The 20,582-nt window shown below is 60.7% G+C and carries 16 protein-coding genes and 1 pseudogene; 5 read left to right on the forward strand and 12 right to left on the reverse strand.

What is annotated here, in order from left to right:
- Positions 1–85: 85 nt before the first annotated feature.
- From P3T40_RS00005 to P3T40_RS00020, 4 genes and pseudogenes are all read right to left on the reverse strand, one after another.
- Positions 86–322: pseudogene (locus P3T40_RS00005) on the reverse strand (stress response translation initiation inhibitor YciH); the annotation flags it as partial.
- A 69-nt stretch (positions 323–391) separates the two neighbouring features.
- Entirely contained in the window at positions 392–1,402 is a 1,011-nt protein-coding gene (locus P3T40_RS00010; RefSeq protein ID WP_429265633.1) for a LysR substrate-binding domain-containing protein, read from the reverse strand.
- Positions 1,403–1,492: 90 nt separating this feature from the next.
- On the reverse strand, positions 1,493–6,976 hold the full coding sequence (locus P3T40_RS00015; RefSeq protein WP_429265634.1) for a trifunctional serine/threonine-protein kinase/ATP-binding protein/sensor histidine kinase: 5,484 nt from the start codon (positions 6,974–6,976) through the stop codon (positions 1,493–1,495).
- A gap of 241 nt (positions 6,977–7,217) precedes the next feature.
- Positions 7,218–7,865: a TetR/AcrR family transcriptional regulator gene (locus tag P3T40_RS00020; protein ID WP_429265635.1), complete on the reverse strand. Its 648-nt coding sequence runs from the start codon at positions 7,863–7,865 to the stop codon at positions 7,218–7,220.
- A gap of 43 nt (positions 7,866–7,908) precedes the next feature.
- On the opposite strand from P3T40_RS00020, the gene P3T40_RS00025 reads away from it, so the two are divergent.
- A complete protein-coding gene (locus P3T40_RS00025; RefSeq protein ID WP_429265636.1) occupies positions 7,909–9,441 on the forward strand; it encodes an FAD-dependent oxidoreductase in 1,533 nt (510 codons plus the stop codon).
- 438 nt (positions 9,442–9,879) lie between these two features.
- On the opposite strand, the gene P3T40_RS00030 is transcribed toward P3T40_RS00025, so the two are convergent.
- Together P3T40_RS00030 and P3T40_RS00035 are read right to left on the reverse strand one after the other, a co-directional pair.
- Positions 9,880–10,005 (reverse strand): hypothetical protein, encoded by a 126-nt coding sequence (locus P3T40_RS00030; protein WP_256211476.1) that lies wholly within the window; start codon positions 10,003–10,005, stop codon positions 9,880–9,882.
- Positions 10,005–10,148: a hypothetical protein gene (locus P3T40_RS00035; protein ID WP_429265637.1), complete on the reverse strand. Its 144-nt coding sequence runs from the start codon at positions 10,146–10,148 to the stop codon at positions 10,005–10,007. Before P3T40_RS00035 ends, P3T40_RS00030 begins: the two co-directional genes overlap by 1 nt.
- A 66-nt stretch (positions 10,149–10,214) precedes the next feature.
- On the opposite strand from P3T40_RS00035, the gene istA reads away from it, so the two are divergent.
- From istA to P3T40_RS00050, 3 genes are read left to right on the forward strand one after another with little or no spacing between them, the layout of a single operon-like run.
- Positions 10,215–11,717, forward strand: coding sequence for an IS21 family transposase (istA, locus tag P3T40_RS00040; protein ID WP_429265638.1), 1,503 nt, complete (start codon positions 10,215–10,217; stop codon positions 11,715–11,717).
- A complete protein-coding gene (istB, locus tag P3T40_RS00045) occupies positions 11,704–12,468 on the forward strand; it encodes an IS21-like element helper ATPase IstB (RefSeq protein ID WP_128586532.1) in 765 nt (254 codons plus the stop codon). Before istA ends, istB begins: the two co-directional genes overlap by 14 nt.
- A complete protein-coding gene (locus P3T40_RS00050) occupies positions 12,465–12,686 on the forward strand; it encodes a hypothetical protein (protein WP_429265639.1) in 222 nt (73 codons plus the stop codon). Before istB ends, P3T40_RS00050 begins: the two co-directional genes overlap by 4 nt.
- Before the next feature lie 171 nt (positions 12,687–12,857).
- Here the strand turns inward: P3T40_RS00050 and P3T40_RS00055 are convergent, their stop codons facing one another.
- Complete coding sequence (locus P3T40_RS00055) at positions 12,858–13,649, reverse strand: methyltransferase family protein (protein WP_429265640.1); 792 nt, start codon at positions 13,647–13,649, stop codon at positions 12,858–12,860.
- A gap of 66 nt (positions 13,650–13,715) precedes the next feature.
- Between P3T40_RS00055 and P3T40_RS00060 the strand changes: the two genes are divergently transcribed.
- Positions 13,716–14,273, forward strand: coding sequence for a DUF4863 family protein (locus P3T40_RS00060; protein ID WP_429265641.1), 558 nt, complete (start codon positions 13,716–13,718; stop codon positions 14,271–14,273).
- Between the two features lie 101 nt (positions 14,274–14,374).
- Here P3T40_RS00060 and P3T40_RS00065 read toward each other — a convergent pair whose 3' ends face one another.
- The 5 genes from P3T40_RS00065 to P3T40_RS00085 all read right to left on the reverse strand — a co-directional run bounded on the left by P3T40_RS00065 (position 14,375) and on the right by P3T40_RS00085 (position 20,521).
- The gene (locus P3T40_RS00065) at positions 14,375–14,599 is read right to left on the reverse strand and encodes an NADPH-dependent FMN reductase (protein ID WP_429265642.1); all 225 of its coding nucleotides are present in this window, start codon (positions 14,597–14,599) and stop codon (positions 14,375–14,377) included.
- 73 nt (positions 14,600–14,672) lie between these two features.
- Positions 14,673–15,644, reverse strand: coding sequence for a LysR substrate-binding domain-containing protein (locus P3T40_RS00070; protein ID WP_429265643.1), 972 nt, complete (start codon positions 15,642–15,644; stop codon positions 14,673–14,675).
- Positions 15,645–15,722: 78 nt separating this feature from the next.
- Positions 15,723–18,833, reverse strand: coding sequence for a bifunctional diguanylate cyclase/phosphodiesterase (locus tag P3T40_RS00075; protein WP_429265644.1), 3,111 nt, complete (start codon positions 18,831–18,833; stop codon positions 15,723–15,725).
- On the reverse strand, positions 18,830–19,624 hold the full coding sequence (locus tag P3T40_RS00080; RefSeq protein WP_429265645.1) for a substrate-binding periplasmic protein: 795 nt from the start codon (positions 19,622–19,624) through the stop codon (positions 18,830–18,832). The genes P3T40_RS00075 and P3T40_RS00080 overlap by 4 nt, the downstream gene beginning before the upstream one ends.
- 522 nt (positions 19,625–20,146) lie before the next feature.
- Positions 20,147–20,521, reverse strand: a complete 375-nt coding sequence (locus tag P3T40_RS00085) for a YciI family protein (RefSeq protein WP_429265646.1) — start codon at positions 20,519–20,521, stop codon at positions 20,147–20,149.
- Positions 20,522–20,582 lie beyond the last annotated feature (61 nt).

Below are 20,582 nucleotides of genomic sequence, written 5' to 3' on the forward strand. Positions count from 1 at the left end.
GCATCGACCCCGTCTGTTCCCAGTAGCCAACCCCTTCGTCTCGAAAATCTCTCGGCGCTTCAACAGGTTAGATCGGGCGCCGTGTCAAACTTCGGCCTAGCAAGCCCAAAGCGAGAGGATCGAGCGGCAGTCCTTTGACGATCGTCACGCTTTTCCCTCCCCGGCCCTTGGTTTCGCGACTTACCCGCACCACGCCATCACCTGCCGGTAGTGTTTTGGTAAGCGTCTTGCAGACGCATTCCGCGAGCACCTTCCGGCATTCGGGACACATCCGTCCGCCATCGGTGGAATAGACAAGGCCGCCTTTTGCGCTACTTTTCATAGTTGGTTTACTCAAACACACTGAGGTCGCGAATCGGGCCGAGTTTAGCAGGGGCGCCTTACCCGCTACTTATCGCGACGACACTTCCGCTGACGCCCTCTGCATCCGCTCAATCAGCGCCAGCACTTCGGGCCGGCTCTCTCCCTTCGCATGGACGAAGTAATACCTGAGCGGCGAAGCGACCTCGTGGCGGCTCACACGTACGAGCTCGCTGCGCCGGAGGTACGCGTCGGCGAGCGGCGTGCGCGCCAGCGCCACGCCCAGTCCGGCTTCGGCGGCGGCTAGCACGAGGGTGTAGTCCTCGAAACGGCGATCCTGGGTGCGCGGTTTGAGCGGGATGTCCAGCGCACCGAACCACGCGCGCCAGCCCGTCACGTCGGAGTCGTGCAGCAGCGGTATGTCGAGCAGCGCGGCGTCGCCATGCCGACGGATCTGTTTCGCCAACTGTGCGGCGAGCGCGGGATGCGCGACCGGATACAGCGTCTCCGGCAGGAACGGTTTGACCTCGAGTTGACGCCAGTTGCCTCGCCCATAGCGGATCGCCAGATCTGCCTGCTCGCTTGCGATATCCGCGTTGCGATGATCGATATCGAGTTCGATGCGCAGCGCCGGTGCTTCGCTCTCCAAAGCAGCCTGGCGTTCGAAGAACCACAGCTTGGCGAACCCGGGCACCACACTGAGTTTGACCAATCGGAGGCTGCGCGGCGAGCGCCACTGATTCGCCGCACTGTCGATGATGCCGAACGCCTGCTCGATCCGGCCGACGAAGCGTTGCCCGTCCGGTGTCAGCCGCACGCCTCGCGCATGGCGTTCGAACAATGTCGTGCCGAGCCAGTTCTCCACAGCAGCAACCCGCCGGCTAATCGCGCCATGCGTGAGGCCGGCCACCCCGGCGGCCGCCAGAAACGAGCCCTGACGCGCGACAGTGCAAACTGTTTCGAGGCTGGCAAGCGGTGGCCGCGCGCCTGGCGTAGGCGACGAGGCCGGCGATGACGCGGAACCGGACAATGCCCGGGCATTTGAGTTCCCGCGCATCGGCACGCCTGCTGGCCGGCGAGAAGAGGTGTGAGCCATGGTCACATCATGTCGTTGATCTGCGAGCTAGCGTAACAGATGGCGACGCGGCATGAATTCACCAGGCCGACTCGCCGCAGTCCGACAGTTAGATTATTAACTACGATCCGAAACCGTAGTGGGCAGCGTGAACTGAAAAGTTGCGCCGCGCCCAGCGACGCCGGCGACCCACAAGCACCCGCCATGCGACTCAACGATTGAACGGCTGATGCGAAGCCCCATGCCGGTGCCGTGGGGTTTGGTTGTAAAGAACGGATCGAAAATCTGTTCCGCGAACTGCGGCGGAACCCCTATGCCGGTATCTCTGACTGAAACCAGAATCTGCTCGTTTTCAGCCCGCTGCGACCTGATGACCATCTCCCGTGTTCCATCAACGTCCTTCATCGCTTCGATGCTGTTGACGATCAGATTCATCGCGACCTGCTGCAATTGCACGCGATCGCCGACGATCTGAGGAAGATCGGCTGCCAGTTCCGTGCGGACCGATATGTTGTATCGCACTGCCTCGCCGCGCAGGAGGCCAACGGTTTCGCGAATAATTTCGCTTACACCGAAGACCTCCCGATTCAGGGCCCCTTTCTCGAACTGCGCGCGGATCTTTCCGATAATCTGCGCAGCGCGTTGACCGTCTTTCACAATATGGGTGACCGCCGCGCGCGCTTCATCAAGATCCGGCTTGTCGCGATCAAGCCATCGCAGGCAGGCGTTTGCGTAGGCGATAGCGCCCGTAATCGGTTGATTGATTTCATGAGCGAGAGAAGCCGTGAGCTCTCCCATGGTTGTCACCCGGTTGATGCGCGCGAGATCGGTCAGTGCCAGGCGCAAAGCCTCTTCCGCCCGCGTGCGTTCAGTGATGTCACGAACGGCTCCAACAAATTCAAGGTTGCCGATGTTCACCGCCCGGCCCGTGGCGTGGACGTGCTTGACTCTCCCGTCCGGCATGATGAAACGATGCTCACTGTCGAAATCCTTCTTCTCCTTGACCGCCGCGTCAAGAGCCCGCCGGACAGCATCCCGGTCGTCGGGATGGATTCGTTGCAATACGAGGTCCACGGAGGGTCGCACACCCTGATCATATTCAATGATGTTGTAGCCTTCCTCCGACCAGTAATGCTCTCCGCTTGCAACACTCCAGCCGAAGGTGCCGGTGTGGCTGATCCTTTGTCCTTGAGCGAGGAATGCTTCGCTGCGCTGCAGGTCGGTAAAGAGGGTGGCATTCTCCAGTGAAATAGCGGCTTGTGAAGCCAGTAACTGCAGTACCGCAACCCGGTCCGACGTGAAGACGAACGGCGCCAGTTCGTTCTCCAGATAAAGTGCGCCGACCAGCTTCGCCTGCTTGACGATTGGCAGGCACAGGACGGACCGTGAGTGCTTCTTCCGCACATATTCGTCTTTTGAATACACGCTATCGGCCGAAGCGTCATCGAGGAGTACGCGCTCCTGCGTCCGGATCACATAATGCAGCGCGGATTGCGGGAGGTCAGCCGGCGTGATGGCGGCTTGCCGAACCGCCACCTCGATACCGCCCGGTCCACTGGTCGCCTCCGCTTCGATCCGCGGCTCGCCGCCCTGAGCGCCACCGCGAAGGAGGATGAGCAGACCCCGCCCGGCCCCTGCATTCTCTACTGCGATTCGTAGCAGTTTCTCGATCAGTCTGGGAAGAACGATCTCGCTGGAAAGTGCCTGGGATACCTTGATAACCGTGGCCAGATCCAGAAGTTCGGCCGGCGCCTCAATCGTTCTCGTCAAGCCCGCTGCTGCCTGTTCGTCGATAAGGTGCGGATAGTGCTGGTCAAGCTGCCTTACCTTGCCGTCCGCTCCCCAGTTGAGGTAACAGTAGCGGGCATCGCGCAGGTACGTACGGGCAGTCTTGTCGAATCCCCGTGCCGCGTAGAAACGCGCCGCGACTTCATTCGCTACCGCTTCATTGTGCACAAAGCCGTTAGCACGCGCTGAGCGGATGGCCATTTCATACGATTGCTCGGCGTCAAGGAAGCGCCCTTCGATCCGCGCGATTTCCGCGCCCACCAGTGCAGCGCGGTTTTCGAAATTCTCCGGGCAATTCTCCGCCCATATTGCAAGCTGCCTGTGGAGATCGGCCAGCGCCTCCAGGTGCTCCTCTCGCGCGCCTACGGTTTCCGAATCAAAAGCCCCGGCCCGGGCGAGCGCGCTGTAAAAGCAATGCTCCGCCACTTCAAAGTAGGAGTGCGTAGACCAGAGCAGGCGTTTGGCATTGACCGACGCCTCGATCGCGCAAGCGTAGTCACCCGCCAAGAAACGCGCCTGTAACTTGCGGACCCAATAGAAACATTCGCGCGTCGCCAGAATCGCGTTCCCTGAAAAACTACCCTCGAACTGAAGCTCGTCAAAGTGACCGTCATTGAGCGAACCGAACGTCGTTGTCAGGCCACGAAGTGTCCGGATAAACGCGAGCTGCGTTGCGATCTGGTCAATGAGGCGGCCGAACCGCACTTTTTCTGTGAATGCGAGGCCTGTCTCAGCTTCACGCTGCACCTCAGCCAGAGGATCTCCCGCCGCAAGAAGATTGGTATTCAAATGGTGGCAGCTAAATGCTGCAAAACTGAGGTCGCCGGTCCTGTTCGCGGCGTCGAAGGCGCGCCGCACGAGTTCCCGTCCTGTCTTGACGTGTTGCCTCCATGGCATGACACAGTTGCCGAAGCGCATGTAGACGCGAGCTTGATAGCGCTGCAATCCGTACTTCTCCACGACATCGTAGCCTAGCTTGCCAAACTGGAATCCAGCCTCATAGTTCCCGAAATGCGGTCCAACGACCATACCCAGCGAGACGAACGCGAAGCACGCTGCATCGCTGTGGCCATGCTCAAGACTGAGGTTGACTATCCGGCAAAGCACGAGAGCAAGAAGGTTCTCATCGGTGAACTGCGCAGTGAGCACAGCCTCATTGAAAACATCCAGAACATCGAGCACATCCGGATCGGTGATCAAGGGCAAGTCAACGAGTTCGCCAATTTTCCGGGCGCCCAGCGAAGACCAGATTTGCTCGTATTCTCGCGATACTTCTTCGTCCGTAGGATGCGGGGACCAGTCCTTGCCATGACCTCGCTGATATTCGATGAATATTTCCGCGCCGCGGTCGCTGCGACCCAAAAGGTTATAGAGCGTCAGGCGCAAATGGGTGACAAGCGCAATATCGTGGGCGCTTTTCGCCCGTTGGGCCAACATGGAAAGCCGATCTTCTGCAGCAGACATATCTGCGGTCAGCAATTCGCATTCAGCCAGCAGATACTCGATCGGGAAGACAAGGTCGTAGTTGCGATTCCAGATCTCGTCCGTCAACAATCCGCGCCCGGCGTGGAGGTACTTAAGCGCTGAGGCGTAAGCCGTTGAAGTCTTGGCACGTCTGCCTGCGATCAGATTCAATTCCGCAATGCGTTCACGCTCCGCAATCGACATGATCAGATGAGCGCCACGGTTGAGTTGATTGACGATCTCGAAGATCCCTTCCTCAAGCTTGTCTGGAGAGGTGTGTGCGGCCATCAACATGCCGATTCGCAGATGTGCCTCCGCCCGCAATTCCTTAGGGATTAGAGAGTACGCGGCTTCCTGCACACGGTCGTGGAGGAAGCTGTAAGCCTCTTCTGAGCGGAACACGAGACCCGTTCGGACTGCTTCCCAAAGTTGTCCATGCATCTCCTCGCTCGAGTCCTGGTAGACCATGCGAAGCATGGTGAAGTCGGCGTTGTTGCCGAGGCATGCAAGCTGTTGTAGTGCTTTCTGCGTCCCGGTGGGCAGGCGATTCAACTTCCCCACCATCAGGTCCACGACATTGTCGGTATAACCCTTGGCGTGAATGCGATTCAGGTCCCAACACCACTGCCCTTCGGCGTGATCAAAGATCAGTAATCCTTCTTCGAAGAGCGCGGAAATAAATTGAATGACGAAAAACGGGTTGCCGGTCGTCTTCTCCTCAACGAGTTCCGCCAACGGTCCAGCACGTCTGCGCTCACAATGAAGCGAGTCTGCGATCAACTCCTCCAGGTCGTCACGAGTCAGAGGGGTAAGCACGATGTCATGCACGATCGCGCCAGCCTGTCTAATGGCTTCCAGCTTGCGCATCAGCGGATGAGTGGGGGCCACTTCGTTATCGCGGTAGGCCCCGATCAACATCACATGTTTCACGTCCGGATTCGTGAGCAAATCTTCCATCAGATCTAACGTCGCCGCGTCGAGCCATTGCAGGTCGTCGAGAAAAAGCGCGAGGGGATGCTCCCGCGTGAACACTTGAGCAAAGCGACGGAATACCAACTGGAAGCGACTTTGCGCATCTCGTGGTGGAAGTTCCGGGACCGGCGGCTGCTCGCCGATAATGAGCTTCAGCTCCGGGACCAGATCCACCATGAGCTGGCCGTTCGGACTGAGCGCCTCCTGGATTGCATCGCGCCAGCGACCCAGTTCGTCTTCATTCTTTACCAGGATTGGACGAATGAGGTACTGGAAGGCCTCCGCGAGGGTTGCATACGGTATGTCGCGCTTGTACTGGTCGAACTTGCCCGACGCAAAATGGCCACGAGGCGGTACGAGCGGTTTATGCAGCTCATTGACAACGGAGGACTTGCCGACACCCGAGTAGCCGGAAACAAGTACGAGTTCTGGACGCCCTCCCGCTACGACTCGATCGAAGGACGCTAACAGCGTATCGATTTCGGATGCCCGCCCGTACAGTCTTTCGGGAATCAGCAGCCGGTCCGGCGTGTCGTGCTCGCCAAGCGGGAACTCATCAATGCGTCCAGCAGATTCCCATTCCTTGAGACATCGCTGAAGATCCCGCGCGAGGCCCACCGCCGTCTGGTATCGCTCTTCAGCGGTTTTGGCGAGTAACTTCACGATGACGGACGACACTGCAAAGGGGATATCTGGCGTCCGTTCTACGGGGGGAACCGGCTGTCTTGCGATCTGGCAGTGCACCCATTCCATCGGATCGGAAGCGGTGAAAGGTAGGCTGCCTGTCAGCATTTCGTAAAGCGTGACGCCCATAGAATAGAGATCACTGCGAGAGTCGATCGAACGGTTCATGCGCCCGGTCTGTTCAGGGGACATGTAGGCCAGCGTGCCGGCAATGATCTCAGCCGGCACGGGCGGCAGGCGCTCGCGCGGGAGCCGGGACGCGATGCCGAAGCCGGTGAGCCATACGCGACCGGCGGCGTCGACAAGCGCGTTCGCCGGTTTGACGTCCTTATGAATGAGGCCTTGCCGGTGAGCGTGACTAAGCGCTGTTGCCAGGCCTATGGCGATACGCAGGAAGCGAGTCAGATCGATCGGATGCCGCTTGCGCTGCCTGATTATCCGATCCAGGGGTTCACCGCCAGGATCCTTGAGAATGAGGACCGCTCGCCCCTGGTAACGTGTCAGCGCGAGCGGCTGAGCGGCCCATGCCGTATCGAGTTCCGAAGCGAGCGACCATTCGTGTTCGAGGCGCCGGAGGCTCTGAGGTGACGGATGTTCAGCGACGACCGCCAGCACCAGGATTGGCATCGGGTTGCCGAGCTCTCTCCCGCGGTGGAGAGTGAAGTCCGCCTCCTCGCGAAGCGGCTCCAACATGTACTCGGAATCCTCTGCCATTGAGAACACCCGTGTTGTCAGGAAGAAAGGCCACTTCTTTCACAGCGAAAGAAATGGGCTCCCGAAATTCCGCAATCGTGGGCAATGCTAATGTCAGTTTAGGGGAAGCGCCGACGCTGGGTGGGGCGTTCTCCCCATCGCCAGGATCTGAGGATTGTCTAATGCCGATACACGGCAAGCCTGTCACATTGCTGAACATCATCGGGGCGGAGTTGATTACTCAGGCGTAAGGCGTGCCTGCCATTGCGGCTTTTAGGCCGATGGTCCCCTTCTCGACAATAGCGAGAAAGGCGGCTTTCGCTTCTTCTGTATCTCGCCTCTCCCGAAAGGTCTGGTGAGCCTGGATGAGGGCCACAGTCCACGTCGCGAGCAGCAGACCGGCCGCCAGATGGGCGGCGGGGTCGGTCGGTTCTCGCCCTACGCATTCGGATAGCGCCACCGTTACGACTTGCGCGATCTCGTCGCGTATCGCCCTGGCCCTAGCCTTGAGGGTTTCGCTGCCCTCGATCGTCTCTATGAAGCCTTGGCTCCCAGCAGAGAATCTGACGTAAGGACTCTGTTCCGCAACCAGCCGATGAGCGAGCAGCCGTAACGTCTCGATCGGAGCGACGCGGGGATCGCGCTGCCGCAACGCTTCGGTCAGCATCTCGCGACCCGCTTCGTCGCGATCAAAGAACATGTCCTCCTTGCGGGGAAAGTGATTGAACACCGTCATCCGTCCGACATCAGCGGCCTCTGCGATCTCGTCCACCGTCACATTCTCGAAGCCCCGCTCCAGAAAAAGGCGCGTGGCGGCATTGGAGATGCCTTCTCTCGTAGCGAGGCGTTTGCGGGATCGGCGATCAGGTGGCGTTGACATGTTGCTCATCTTAGCAGAGCATATGTACTGAGTACATATTTGGATCGGGTATATGGAAACGGTGGATGTTGTGGTTGTGGGAGCCGGGCCGGTTGGACTTCTGACTGCCATCGAACTGACTTTGGGCGGCGTGCGCGTCCTCGTGCTGGAGCGTCTGGCTGCTTCGAGTGCGGCCATGAAGGCATTGTCGCTCGGACCGCTCGGTAGCGAAGCCTTGCAGCGCCGCGGAATGAGCGCAGCCATCGTCGATGCAGAGGCGCGCAGCTTCGCGGCAATCAACCAGTTCACCGAACAGAGCGGAGCGGACGTGCGTGGTCGGACGTCGAAGTTCAGCGGCCATTTCGCCGGCTTGTCGCTGATCCGGAAGGACGCGCAGAAGGAGCCGGAGCGGCGTCCCCGGATGGTGCGTCAGCAGGACGCAGAAGCCATGCTGGCCGACCGCGCCCGCTCGCTTGGGATCGAGGTGCGCCGCGAGTGTGAGGTCACGAGCTTCGTCCAGCAGGAAAACGGCGTCGACGTGGAGTGGACCGCGCCGGCCGGCGGGGAGCGTATCCGCTGCGCCTACCTTGTCGGTTGCGACGGAGGGCGTAGCGCGATCCGCAAGATGGCCGGTTTTGACTTCCCCGGCACGGCTCCAACCATGACGATGTACCAGGTGATTGCCGAGATCGACCATCCCGAACGCCTGTTGCCCATCGGTTGGCGTCGCACTTCGGGTGGCGTGTTCGCCTACGGGCCGTTTCCGGGCCGACTCTACATGCTGGACTTCAGCGGTCCGCCGGAGGATCGGCAGGCGCCGGTTACACGTGAGGAGATCGAAACCCTACTACGGCGCATCAGCGGCAAGGACGTTCGTGTGCAAACGCTGGAAAGCGCGAGCCGCTGGACGGACAACACGCGGCTCGTGGACACCTACCGCCAGGGCAGAGTGCTGCTCGCCGGTGATGCGGCACATATCCATTCGCCGTTCGGTGGTCAGGGCCTGAGCCTCGGGCTCGTAGACGCCGCAAACCTCGGCTGGAAGCTAGCTTCGGTCATTCGGGGCGACAAGCCGGAAAGCCTGCTCGATACTTACACGGCCGAGCGGCGACCCGTCGCCGAAGCCGTTCTGGCGAACACGCTTGCCCAGGTCGCCATCATGCGGCCCGATCCCCAGGCGGGTGCGATGCGGGACCTCGTGGCGAAACTCATGCAACTCGATGACGTCAATCAGTTCATCGGAGGGATGATGAGCGGCCTTTCCACTCGTTACGATCTCGGGTCGGATCTTGAAGACGTCGGACGGCTGATTGGCGATAACCCGATCAGCCAAGGCGATGCCCACGTCTCGCTCTACGATGTCATGCAGGATGGCACGGGTGCTCTTCTCGACGCCTCAACCGGGGGAGAGGCTTCCAGGTTCGTTGCAGCCACCACGCAGAGGATACGTTGCGTCGCCGTCGATACAGGGCCTTCGATGCTGATCCGTCCCGATGCCTGCATTGCCTGGATTGGTGAGGAGAACAGCATAGATGGATTGGAGGAAGCGCTCCGTCGCTGGTTCGTCCCCACTTGTGAATGGCGGTCGGAATCCGACATTGGATGACGGCGTCGGACAGCCGTGCGACGCGATTGCTGTTCAGCCCGGCGACTCTGGGACGTTTCATGGGGCTCAGATTCGGGTGCGTCGGAGGGAGCCCGTAGGGCGAGCGCAGACGCACCGGGGATGTGCGGTTCGGCAGGGGGATGACGCGGGAATCGGGATGCGGTAGAAGAACGACTACAACTGACCGCCGAAGAAACAGGCCCGACACCGGTCCTAACCGCCAAGTTCATTCCAGTGTCGAGCCCCACACGCGCACAACGGGGTACGGGTGCCGGGCCAGTATGGCACGGCTGATCCGCCTCGTCGATACCGCTTCGGCATTGACGGGGACTGCCGATGCCGGCCACTGGCCGCCTCTTTCTGTGCGCCCGCTGCCGGGCGCAGGTCGTCGTGTGCCGCCGTTGCGATCGCGGCCAGATTTACTGCGGTGGCGACTGCTCACAGGCCTCGCGCCGCGCCCGCCTGCGCGAGGCTGGCCAACGCTATCAGCTCAGTCGTCGTGGCCGCTTTGCACATGCCGAACGGATGCGTCGCTATCGTCAGCGCCTCAATAAAGTGACGCATCAGCGTTCCCCGACACCCGTCGCCGATGCTCTACTGCAACTGACTTCGACGACGACGGCCACCGCATCGACATCCACTGTCGCCGCGCCCGGATCGACGCCTTGCAGCTTCTGTCGCTGCATCTGTTCGGGCCTTGTACGCATCGGGCCACTGCGCCGTCGGGTCTTCCGTGATGTTCGTACTACTACTGACAGAACAGGAAACGACCCATGACCATTGGAGCTGAACTCGAGGCGCAGATCCTGCGCTATTACCACGTGGAGAAGTGGCGTTGCGGCACCATCGCGCGCCAGTTGCACGTGCATCGCGGCACCGTCCAGCGCGTGCTGGCCCAGGCCGGCCTGCCCAGGATTGGCGCCGTGCAGCGAGCCTCGCAGATCGACACCTATCTGCCGTTCATCCACGAGACGCTGAAGAAGTTTCCCTCGCTCACGGCCAGTCGTCTGTATGCGATGGTGTATGAGCGCGGCTACCGGGGCAGTCATCACCACTTCCGGCATCTGATCTCGCTGCACCGGCCACGCCCGGTACCCGAGGCTTACCTGCGCCTGCGCACGCTGCCCGGTGAACAGGCGCAGGCCGATTGGGCCAGCTTCGGTCACCTGCAGATCGGTCGGGCACGACGACCGCTGATGGCCTTCGTGATGGTGCTGTCGTGGTCACGGCAGATCTATCTGCGCTTCTTCCTCGATGCCCGTATGGACAGTTTCCTGGCAGGGCATGCCGGCGCCTTCGAAGCATGGTCCGGCGTACCCAGGGTTCTGCTTTACGATAACCTGCGTAGCGCCGTGCTCGAGCGTCAGGGCGATGCGATCCGCTTCCACCCGACATTGCTCGCGTTCGCCGCGCATCATCGTTATGAGCCCCGTCCGGTGGCTGTCGCACGGGGCAACGAGAAGGGGCGAGTTGAACGGGCAATCCGCTTTGTACGCGAGAGCTTCTTTGCCGCGCGCAGATTCACGGACCTCGACGATCTCAATGCCCAGGCGGCAATCTGGTGCGCGGGGCCCGCTGCCGAGCGGCCCTGCCGCGAAGAACCCACGATCACCGTACGCGAGGCCTTCGGACGAGAACAGCCCAGCCTGCTCAAGTTGCCGGAGAATCCGTACCCGTGTGAGCTGCTCCTCGCCGTGAAGGTCGGCAAGACGCCCTACGTGCGCTTCGACCTGAACGACTATACGATCCCGTATACCCATGTGCGACGCACGCTCACGGTACGCGCTGATCCCCGGCGCGTACGCATTCTCGACGGCGCCGATCTGCTCGCCACCCATGAACGCAGTTACGATCGCGGCGCGCAAATCGAGATTGCCGCGCACATCGATGCGCTCGTCGCAAGGAAGCGCGAGGCCCGTCACCATCGCGGTCTTGATCATCTGGCCCGGGCTGCGCCGGCCAGCCGGACCTTGATGCTGCACGCCGCTGAGCGCGGCGGCAATCTGGGCAATATCACCACGCACCTGCTGCGACTGCTCGACCGCTATGGCCCCGCCGAACTGCAGGCCGCGATCGAGGAAACCCTTGCCAGCGACGCGGCGCCTCATCCGAATCCGGTACGTCTGGCGCTTGAGCGCCGGCGCGAGGCACGGCAGGCCCCGCCGCCAGTCACCCTCATCCTGCCCGAACACGTGCGCAACAAGGACACGCTGGTGACACCACACCGGCTCGACATCTACGACCAGCTTGCGGGAGGCACCGATGAACACGCCTGAGAACCTTCAGGGGCGCGCGAACGCCCTGCGTCTGTATGGACTGCTCGCGCATTGGTCCGATGTGGCCGCCGAACAGTGGGTCGCGCCGCTGTTGCAGTGGGAAGAGGATGAGCGCGCCCGCCGATCACTGGAGCGACGTATCCGCGATGCGCGCCTGGGCAACTTCAAGCCGCTGTGCGACTTCGACTGGAGCTGGCCCACCCGCTGCGACCGGCTTGCCGTTGAAGAGCTGATGTCGCTCGGGTTCGTCAGGGATACCGCCAACGTCGTGCTGATCGGCCCGAATGGTGTCGGCAAGTCGACCCTGGCGCTCAATCTCGCCTATCAGGCGCTTGTGCATGGTCACACCGCGCTGTTCACGACCGCCGGTCAGATGCTTGGCGAACTGGCCGCACTGGACAGCGATTCGGCGCTGCGCCGGCGCCTGCGTCGCTATGCATCCCCTGACGTCCTGGTCATTGATGAGGTCGGCTACCTCTCGTACTCAAACCGCCACGCCGATCTGCTGTTCGAACTGGTCAGCCGCAGGTACGGCTCGGCAAGTACTGTAGTCACAACCAACAGACCGTTCTCCGAATGGCACGAGGTGTTTCCGAACGCCGCCTGCGTCGTCTCGCTCGTTGACCGGCTGGTACATCGCGCCGAAGTCATTGCCATCGAGGGCGAGTCCTACCGGGTCAAGGAAGCGCGCGAGAGGGCCGAGCAACGCGCCAGCAGGCGCAGTAGCGCGCGTGCGGAGAAGAAATCATGAAGCGCCTGGCACACCTGCCTTCGGGCACTACCCGTGGGCTCGACTTCCTGATACCGGACAACTGGTCGCCCGAACAGGCGCTCGCCGTCGTCGAACTCATCGAGGATCTGCGTTGGCGCATCTGCATGCACTATGACCTTGCCCTGCATGACCTGCTGCGCGAACAGCATTCCCCGCCCGAAGATCCCAATCTCAACGACATCGGCGATCCATTCTGACAGGGGCCGTCCATCCCGAGCGAGGCCGTCAACGGCGCTTCATTGTTGACGGTCCTGGTCAACCTTGCGCCGCTATTTATGTGCGGATTTACGCCGCCGTCAACACCACTCTGGATTAGAGCCAGCGTCGCACGCGTGCACAATAGGCAGCGTAGCGAATCTCGTGCATCCTCAACATCCGCATTTCTTCGAATCTGGCTTGCATCTGCCCAGCAGCTCAGACACGACCCAGAACACCAATACAGGCCATGTCGGCACGACGAGAAGCTGTCCAGTCATCGTCCCTCTGATTCCGAGGTAGACCGGATGCCGTGAAATGGCGAACGGTCCACTCGTGATCAGCTCCGTGCGCGCATCGTCATTGACGCCCATCCTCCACGATTTACCCATCGCGGCTTGTGACCAGACAACCCAGAGAAGGGAAACGGCCAGACACGTGAGACCGATCCATTGGATCACATGATGGTTGGTCAATCCATCGAGTACAAACGGCCCATGCGCCCCCGTGAGGCCGTACATCACCAGGAACACTCCGTCAGCTGCGGGCAACCAAACGTAGAAACTGCGTGCGAGCCAATTCTGCGCGTCGTCCCCAAACGTGAATGAGACGGGATTTGAAACTCCCCTCTTCCACGCCAGAAAGATGCGGCTACTAACGGCCGCTGTGCCGAACATGAGGGCATGAACTAGCGGCACGTACCGCCAAAGGATCTCGTTGGTCACTAGAAGTGGGTGTATGTGAGAAATGTCACGGCGCATTGCGGTTGCACTGCATGTCTGCAGACCGATCCGGAGCGACGCCGCTTTGCCGATCATCTCACGGCGATTCCCGCGGCGAACGCGAATTGTGTTCAAGACGATATTGAACACGCTGCGATTACTGATATGCGCGCTGCGCGCCGGCCATGACTCAGCTCTTGCACGCCGTGCATTTTCACCTTGCAGGCTTGTCGCTTCCTTCATTCAGGTGGCTGTGGCATTTTGATGCCACGCAAAATCAGATCCACTACTTACCCAATGAGGACGTGAATGTCACAAACCCCTATTTCGAGCAGTAAGGACGAGCTTATCGCGCGATGCATTCCTTTCCTTGAAGAGGTCAAGAACCTGACCACGGGCTCCGAAGTGGAGCAATGGCTCAACGACAAGTACGGCACAGATAGCGAGCTCTATCAGGATCTGGCGCGCCTGATCAGGATTGGTGTCGAAGTGGAAGGCTGGGCTGCCGACGTAGAGATTGCTGGCCGCAGATATCGCCGTGCCCGGCTAGTCGAGCCTTCGGAAAAGACCTTCGGATTCAGTATCACGACGGTTTACATGGATAGTACTGGGAACGATCAGGCCAATCCGGAAAGCGCCTTCCGTGGCGATTACCACGCGCACCCGTATGGTGAATTCAACATGGTGGTGTCGCTCGATGATGGCGCGGCACTCATGGGCCCGAACGGCTGGTGTTACGGCGGCTGGACGGCCCCAGCACCAGGAAGCCATCACTACCCGGAAACCAAAGGCGGCGCAATCATTGCGCTCTTCTTCCTGCCTGCCGGCCGTATTGCGTATAACGTCAAGGCGCCCGACGCAAAATAGCCATTGAATCCGGCGACGCCGATTCGCGTCGCCATGTCACTTCTATCTGGGCGCTCGCATCGAGATCGAGATCGAGATCGCGAGCGCCGGACCTTACCCTCTCATTGCCGGGACAGATTCCTTGTCACGCCAACCAGAGCAGCACCGACCGACCGGACCTCAGCGTCTGCTTTTCCGTCAGCGAGATTGCCGTCTCCCGTGAATGCCTGATGCGCCACGCCAAGCGAGAAGCCTTGCGGAATCACCATGGCGCCCAGCTTCTCGAGCACACTCCGCATCCCCAGCATCGAACGAATGCCACCCATCGGCCCCGGCGATGCTGACACCACAGCCGCCACCAGACGAAACGCAACCCGCGGTGAAAAAGCTGCAAGATGAAGTTGCAGCAGACAGGATCGCCTAGCAATCGACCTGTTTGGCGACATCCGCAATCTGCGCGCGCAGCCACTGAAGCGCGGGATCCTGATCATTGCGCGTGTGCCACACCGCCCGCACCGACGAGGTAGGTGTCGTATAGGGAACGGGGCGTGTGCGCAGCTCGCCGTTGCGCTCGAATTCGCGCCCCAGCGGAGCAGGCACCAGGGCCAGCATGTCGCTATCACGCAGCAGGGTGGGAATCGCCAGCGAATGGGCGACGGAGATACGAAGCCGGGGACGCGCGGAAGAATTCGCAAAGGCGTCCTCGAGCGCCTGCCGGTCGAACATCTCCGATTGGCGCGCCAAACCCCGCTCAAGGATAAATCCGCCTGCTGCCCCCTCCTCCTGTCCGCCCAACGAAATGGCCACGAGCGGATAGTTCAGGAGATCTTCCTGGGTAACGGCCCGCTCACCAATGGGATGGTCCTGGCGCATCGCCAGGACCTCCGTTTGCTTCCAGAGCAGCATCGACTGAAACCGCGAAGGCACTTCGGCAAAAATCCCAACGGCGATGTCGATTCGGCCAATGTCGATTTGTCCGGCAAGATCGAGTCTCGTTGACGGCCTGATGATCAGATTGACCATAGGCGCTTCCGCACTGAGCCTCTGGCTCAAGCGGCCGAGCAACAGCATCGTGATGTAGTCATTGGCGGCCACCACAAATTCGCGGTTCGCGACGTTCGGCAGGAATGGCTCATTACCCAAGGCATTCTGGATCTGCTGGAGCGCATTGCGCAGCGGCATCGCCATGGCCTCCGCGCGAGCAGTAGGCTCCATCCCTTTCGCCGTGCGCACAAAAAGGTCGTCCTCGAGTACGTCGCGCAGACGACCGAGCGCATGACTGATTGCGGATTGACTGAGATTAAGCCGTTTGCCCGCGAGAAGCAGGTTGCGGTCTTCAAATATCGCATCGAATACGCGCAAAAGGTTGAGGTCAATCCTCGCGAGGTTCATCCTTCTATCCGGAACACGTTGCGTTGCAAATATTCTACCCTTGCGACGCCATCGCTACGCCGTGCCCTCGTCTCGCGACTACCCAGCCACGCACTGCCCCGCCTCAAGCCTGCTCAAAAACGCATCGAATCCCTGGATCGGAAGCGGGCGGCAGAAATAGTAGCCTTGATATGCGTGACATCCTGCAGCAGCGAGGAAGTCCCGCTGCGCCTCGGTCTCCACACCTTCGGCAATCACCCCGAGGCCCAGGCTCTGCGCGAGCGCGACAATAGCTCTGGCAATCACCGCATCGTTCGGATCGACCAGAACATCGCGCACGAACGACCGGTCGATTTTCAACTGATCCAATGGCAACCTCTTCAAATAGGACAGCGACGAATAGCCGATACCGAAGTCGTCCAGCGAGAAAACTACCCCCCTCGCTTTGAGTGCCCCCATCTTCTGGATGATGTCCTGCGCATTGTCGACCAGCACGCTCTCCGTCAACTCCAGCTTCAACCTGTCCGGCCTCGCCGCGGTTCGACCGATGATAGCCAGAACCTTCTGCACGAAATCGGGTTCACGGAACTGCTGGACGCTAACGTTGACCGCAATCGTGAGATGCGCCGTCTCCGGCCGCATGGCCCACTGCGCCAGTTGCGCGCACGCGGCCTCCATGACCCAGCTTCCCAGCGCAAGGATCAGTCCGGTTTCTTCGGCCAGCGGAATGAAATCGGCCGGAGGCACGATACCGCGCGTGGGATGCTGCCAGCGCACCAGCGCCTCGGCGCCCGTGATGCGGGTGCCGTCGACCTGTGCCTGGTAGTGAAGCAGGAACTGACTTTCTTCGATTGCATTGCGCAACCCCGCCTCCAGTGCCGCCCGCTCCACCACCACCGTCTGCATGTCCGGATCGAAGAAACACACCGCGTTGCGGCCTTTTTCCTTGGACTTGTACATCGCAAGGTCCGCCTGCTTCAGGAGTTCGTCAATCGACGCCTGATGTCCCCTGAACACGGTGGCGCCCACGCTCGCGGTACTGCGGTATTCAATGTCACCGAGTTGATACGGACTCCCCAGGACGGCGAGGATCTTTTCGCCCAGGGCTTCGGTCTGACTGGCCGCCTCCTCGCGGTTTTCGTGCAAGCTTCCCAGCACCACCACGAACTCGTCGCCCCCCACCCGCGCCACCGTGTCGCTCTCGAGTACGCTCGACGCCAAACGTTGCGCCACTTGCTGCAACAGCAGGTCGCCTTTGTCGTGACCCAAGGTATCGTTCAACGTCTTGAAGTGATCCAGGTCGATAAACAGCAAGGCGCCGCACGCTTCACTGCGGGCGCTGGCCGTGATCGCCTGCTTCAGCCGGTCGAGCAGCAAGGTCCGGTTCGGCAAGTGCGTCAGCGCGTCGAAGAACGCCAACTCCTTGATCCGCTCTTCCGCGATCTTGCGCTCGGTAATGTCGTGATGCGTGCCGACATAGTGACTGACGACCCCATCCTCGCCCATCACCGCGGAGATAGCGAGCCATTTGGGGTAGACGTCGCCATTCTTGCGGCGGTCCCAGATTTCCCCCTGCCAGCCGCCGTCGCGGTGGATCGCTTCCCACATCTCGCGAAAGAAGCCCGCGTCGTGGCGGCCTGACTGCAGCACGCTCGGCGTCAGGCCCACAATTTCTTCGGGCGTATAGCCCGTGCATTCGGTGAAAGCCGAGTTCACGCGCAGGATCTTGGCGTTGGCATCGGTGATCATCATCGGTTCCTGCGAGTCGAATGCGACCGCGGCAATCCGAAGCTCGGCCTCGACCTGTTTGCGCTCGGTGATATCGCGCCCGCTCGTGCGAAAGCCGATGAAATCGCCTTTGGCATCGCTGATCGGCACCCACGAAACGGACAGCCAGATCAGCGACCCGTCCTTGCGAATGCAGCGAAACTCGAGGTCCTCGCCGCGAAAGCCCTGCTGCCCCTTCAGAAACTCCGGTGCGACGCGCGGGAAATCTTCCGGATAGATCAAGGTGCGCGCGAAGTCGGGCATGGCCATGCATTCCTCGACCGTATAGCCGATGTACTCCTCCACGGAGGGGTTGATCCAGCGTGGCTTGCCGTCTTGCCCCCACCAGACCTCCCAGTTGACCGTGCAGTCGGCGATCGCGCGGAATTTCTCCTCGTTCTCGCGCAATTCCTTCGTCATCGCCGAGGCGAGCCGCATGGCGCGGCCACGGCCGGTCATCATCAGCCACGTGAGGAACGCCAGCAACAGGCTAAGGCCCGTGCCGATGCTGGCGATCAACCACGCCGCGTTACGGCCGAAGCGGTCTTTGAAGTCATCCTGAGCACTCATCGAGAGTGTCCAGTCATGACCGCCGACGACCAGATATTCGTTGGCCGAAATGCCCACAGGCAAATGCCGGCCGGCCGCTTCAGGTGTCCGGTGCAGCAGTGCCGAGGCCGACGGTTCGACGCCGTCGTAGATCGCGATAGTGAGGCCGGGCGGTTGCTCGCCATACAAACTGGCGATCACGTCGTGCATGCGAAACGAGGCGTAGACCCAGCCGACCAGATGCGCCCGGCGCTGGGCGACGCTGTCCTGCGGCTGCCCGCGTGCATAGATCGGCAGGTACATGATGAAACCGGGACGGGCATTGGCTTCAGTATCCACCGACAGGCGGACCTTGCCGGAAATGGTGGCCATGCCGGAATCGCGCGCCTGCTCCATGGCGCGCCGCCGCACAGGATCGGTCCAGGCATCGAAGCCAGGCGCCGCGCGATTCAGGCCGATATGCGGCTCGCGCTGGATGATGGGTGCGTAATCGTCGCGCGAGCCCGCGGGCTGGATCACATAGCCGGGCAGCCCCTGCCGCCGCATGGCGGCGACATGATCGTCCTTTTGCGCCCCCGGCACCCACGCGACTATGCCGATGGTCTGGATGCCCGAGAAGTTGGCGTCGAGATCGAGCATGCCGACGTAATCGCGGAACCGCTCGCGGTCCACGTCGTCGGTAGCGGCAAACAGGCTCTGCACGCCGCGTAGCAAGAGTTCGTACGTGCCCATCCGCTGTTCGATCCGGCTGACAGCGTCGCCCAGCGAGAAGTCGAACTGGGTGAGCAGTTCGTGACGGGCAGCCTGCCGCTCATGGTCCCAAAGCGCCCACGTAACGCTCAGTGAAGCGGACAGGACGAGGAGTGGCAGGAGAACCAGGCGCGCCCAGTTCACGGTGGCGTCGGGAAATTGACCATCGAATCGGCGAGGTCAGGTTTGAAATACTTCTCGAAGATCCGCCGTATGGTGCCGTCGGCACGCATTTCATTCACCAGGGCGCGCCACTTTTCGCGCTCTTCCGGCGACAGTGCCTTCTTCGACATGATGAGACCGTGCGGGACGGCGGGGTCGTTGAACTCCACGATCGTGGTCACGTCGCGGATTTTCTTTTCGTCGATTGCGGGGTAATCGAAGGGCTCGATGATCATCCCCTGGATGCGTCGCAGAATCAGCGCCTGATAAAGCGGATCCAGACCACCGGCCTGGGTGACGCGGTTTTCGGCCGTCAGCGAGTCGACCAGCCGGTTGGCCGACTCGCTATAGCGGAAGCTGCGGATGACGCCCAGTTGAAACTGGTCGTTGTGCTCGAAATCGGCTAGCTGGCGGATATCGGCATCCTTACGCACCAGCAGGTAATACTTGTTGCTAAAGTACCAGGCGAAATCCGCGTACTGGTCACGCTCGTCATTGGCAATGCCGGACAGGCTGAAATCGAGCGCGCCGGATTCGATCAGCTTCCAGATCCGGGCACGCGACATAAGGCTAACCCTGATCTGGCAACCGCTGCGACGGATCAGCTCGTCGGCAAAATCCTTGTCGATGCCCGTGTCGGTGTCGACCGAATAGAGCAGACCGTGATCGTGCAATGCCAGCGTAAAAGAACGCGAACAGGTAGGACCGGCTGCCATTGCGCTGCCAATACAGCTTAACGCAAGTAGCAAACCGCCAAGGCTACGTCGAATCACAGCGTCTCCATCGTGCGAAGGTGACCAGGATACAGCCTTCAATTTTGTTAAAAACGACGCCCACTAAGGATTTCCCCGTCCCGTCGCTTCGTGGGTGTCGACACGATACCGATTTTTTTGCAATTTTTTCGCGATTTTTTTCCGATCGACAGCTTACACCGATCCATTAGAACCGTGGAAACGTTCAATCCGAAAGTGCTCCTTACGCCATATCGGCAGCGCGCCAGCATTCTTAAGGGGTGAGCGGATTTAAATATTCGAAATTCGCCGCTGGCTTTCAGAGACTGGGCGCTCAATGGGCCTGGAATTGCCGAACGGTCCGAGTGGGACGTGGCGCATTTGATCGCGGATGGGAAACTCGTCCGCGTATTGCCGGCGTGGAGCCTGGCGGCTGCGCCGGTCATGGGGTTGCTGCCGACCCGCCAAGGCATGCCGGTCCGGCACTGCGTGTTTATGGATGCGGCGCGCGCTTAACCCTCCTCCGTGGCGGACCTCGCTCGAGCAGGTGCAGGCGCAGCCGTTCTAGCCAAGCTCAAAGCCGCTTTCCGACAAGCGGGTCTTCACTGTCAACGTGCCCTCGCGCAGCTCCCAAAGCTTGATTTCATACCGGCGCAGGCCGCGGCGAATAAACGGTTCATTGTCCATGAACTTCGCGGCGTCCTCTTTCGTCGCCGCATACAGTACCGTCATGCCCTCGCCCACGAGCTGCCCCTCGTTGATGAACGGACCGGACAGGAAGACCTGGTCTTCATATTCCATCATGTAGCGAAGATGTTCCGGAATGTACGGCACGATCTCCGCGACCGGCGCGACGGGATAGCTGAATGCCACAAACAGGCGCTTTCTTAGATTCGGCTCAATCAGCCGTTGAATTTCAGCTTGAACATCGTCAGACATGGCGCATCTCCATCAGGTTAGCGAACTAATTTGGCAAACTAAATTGCAAGCGACCGCACGT

Origin of the sequence: Paraburkholderia sp. EB58 (assembly GCF_050436665.1) — a bacterium.
GTDB lineage: Bacteria > Pseudomonadota > Gammaproteobacteria > Burkholderiales > Burkholderiaceae > Paraburkholderia.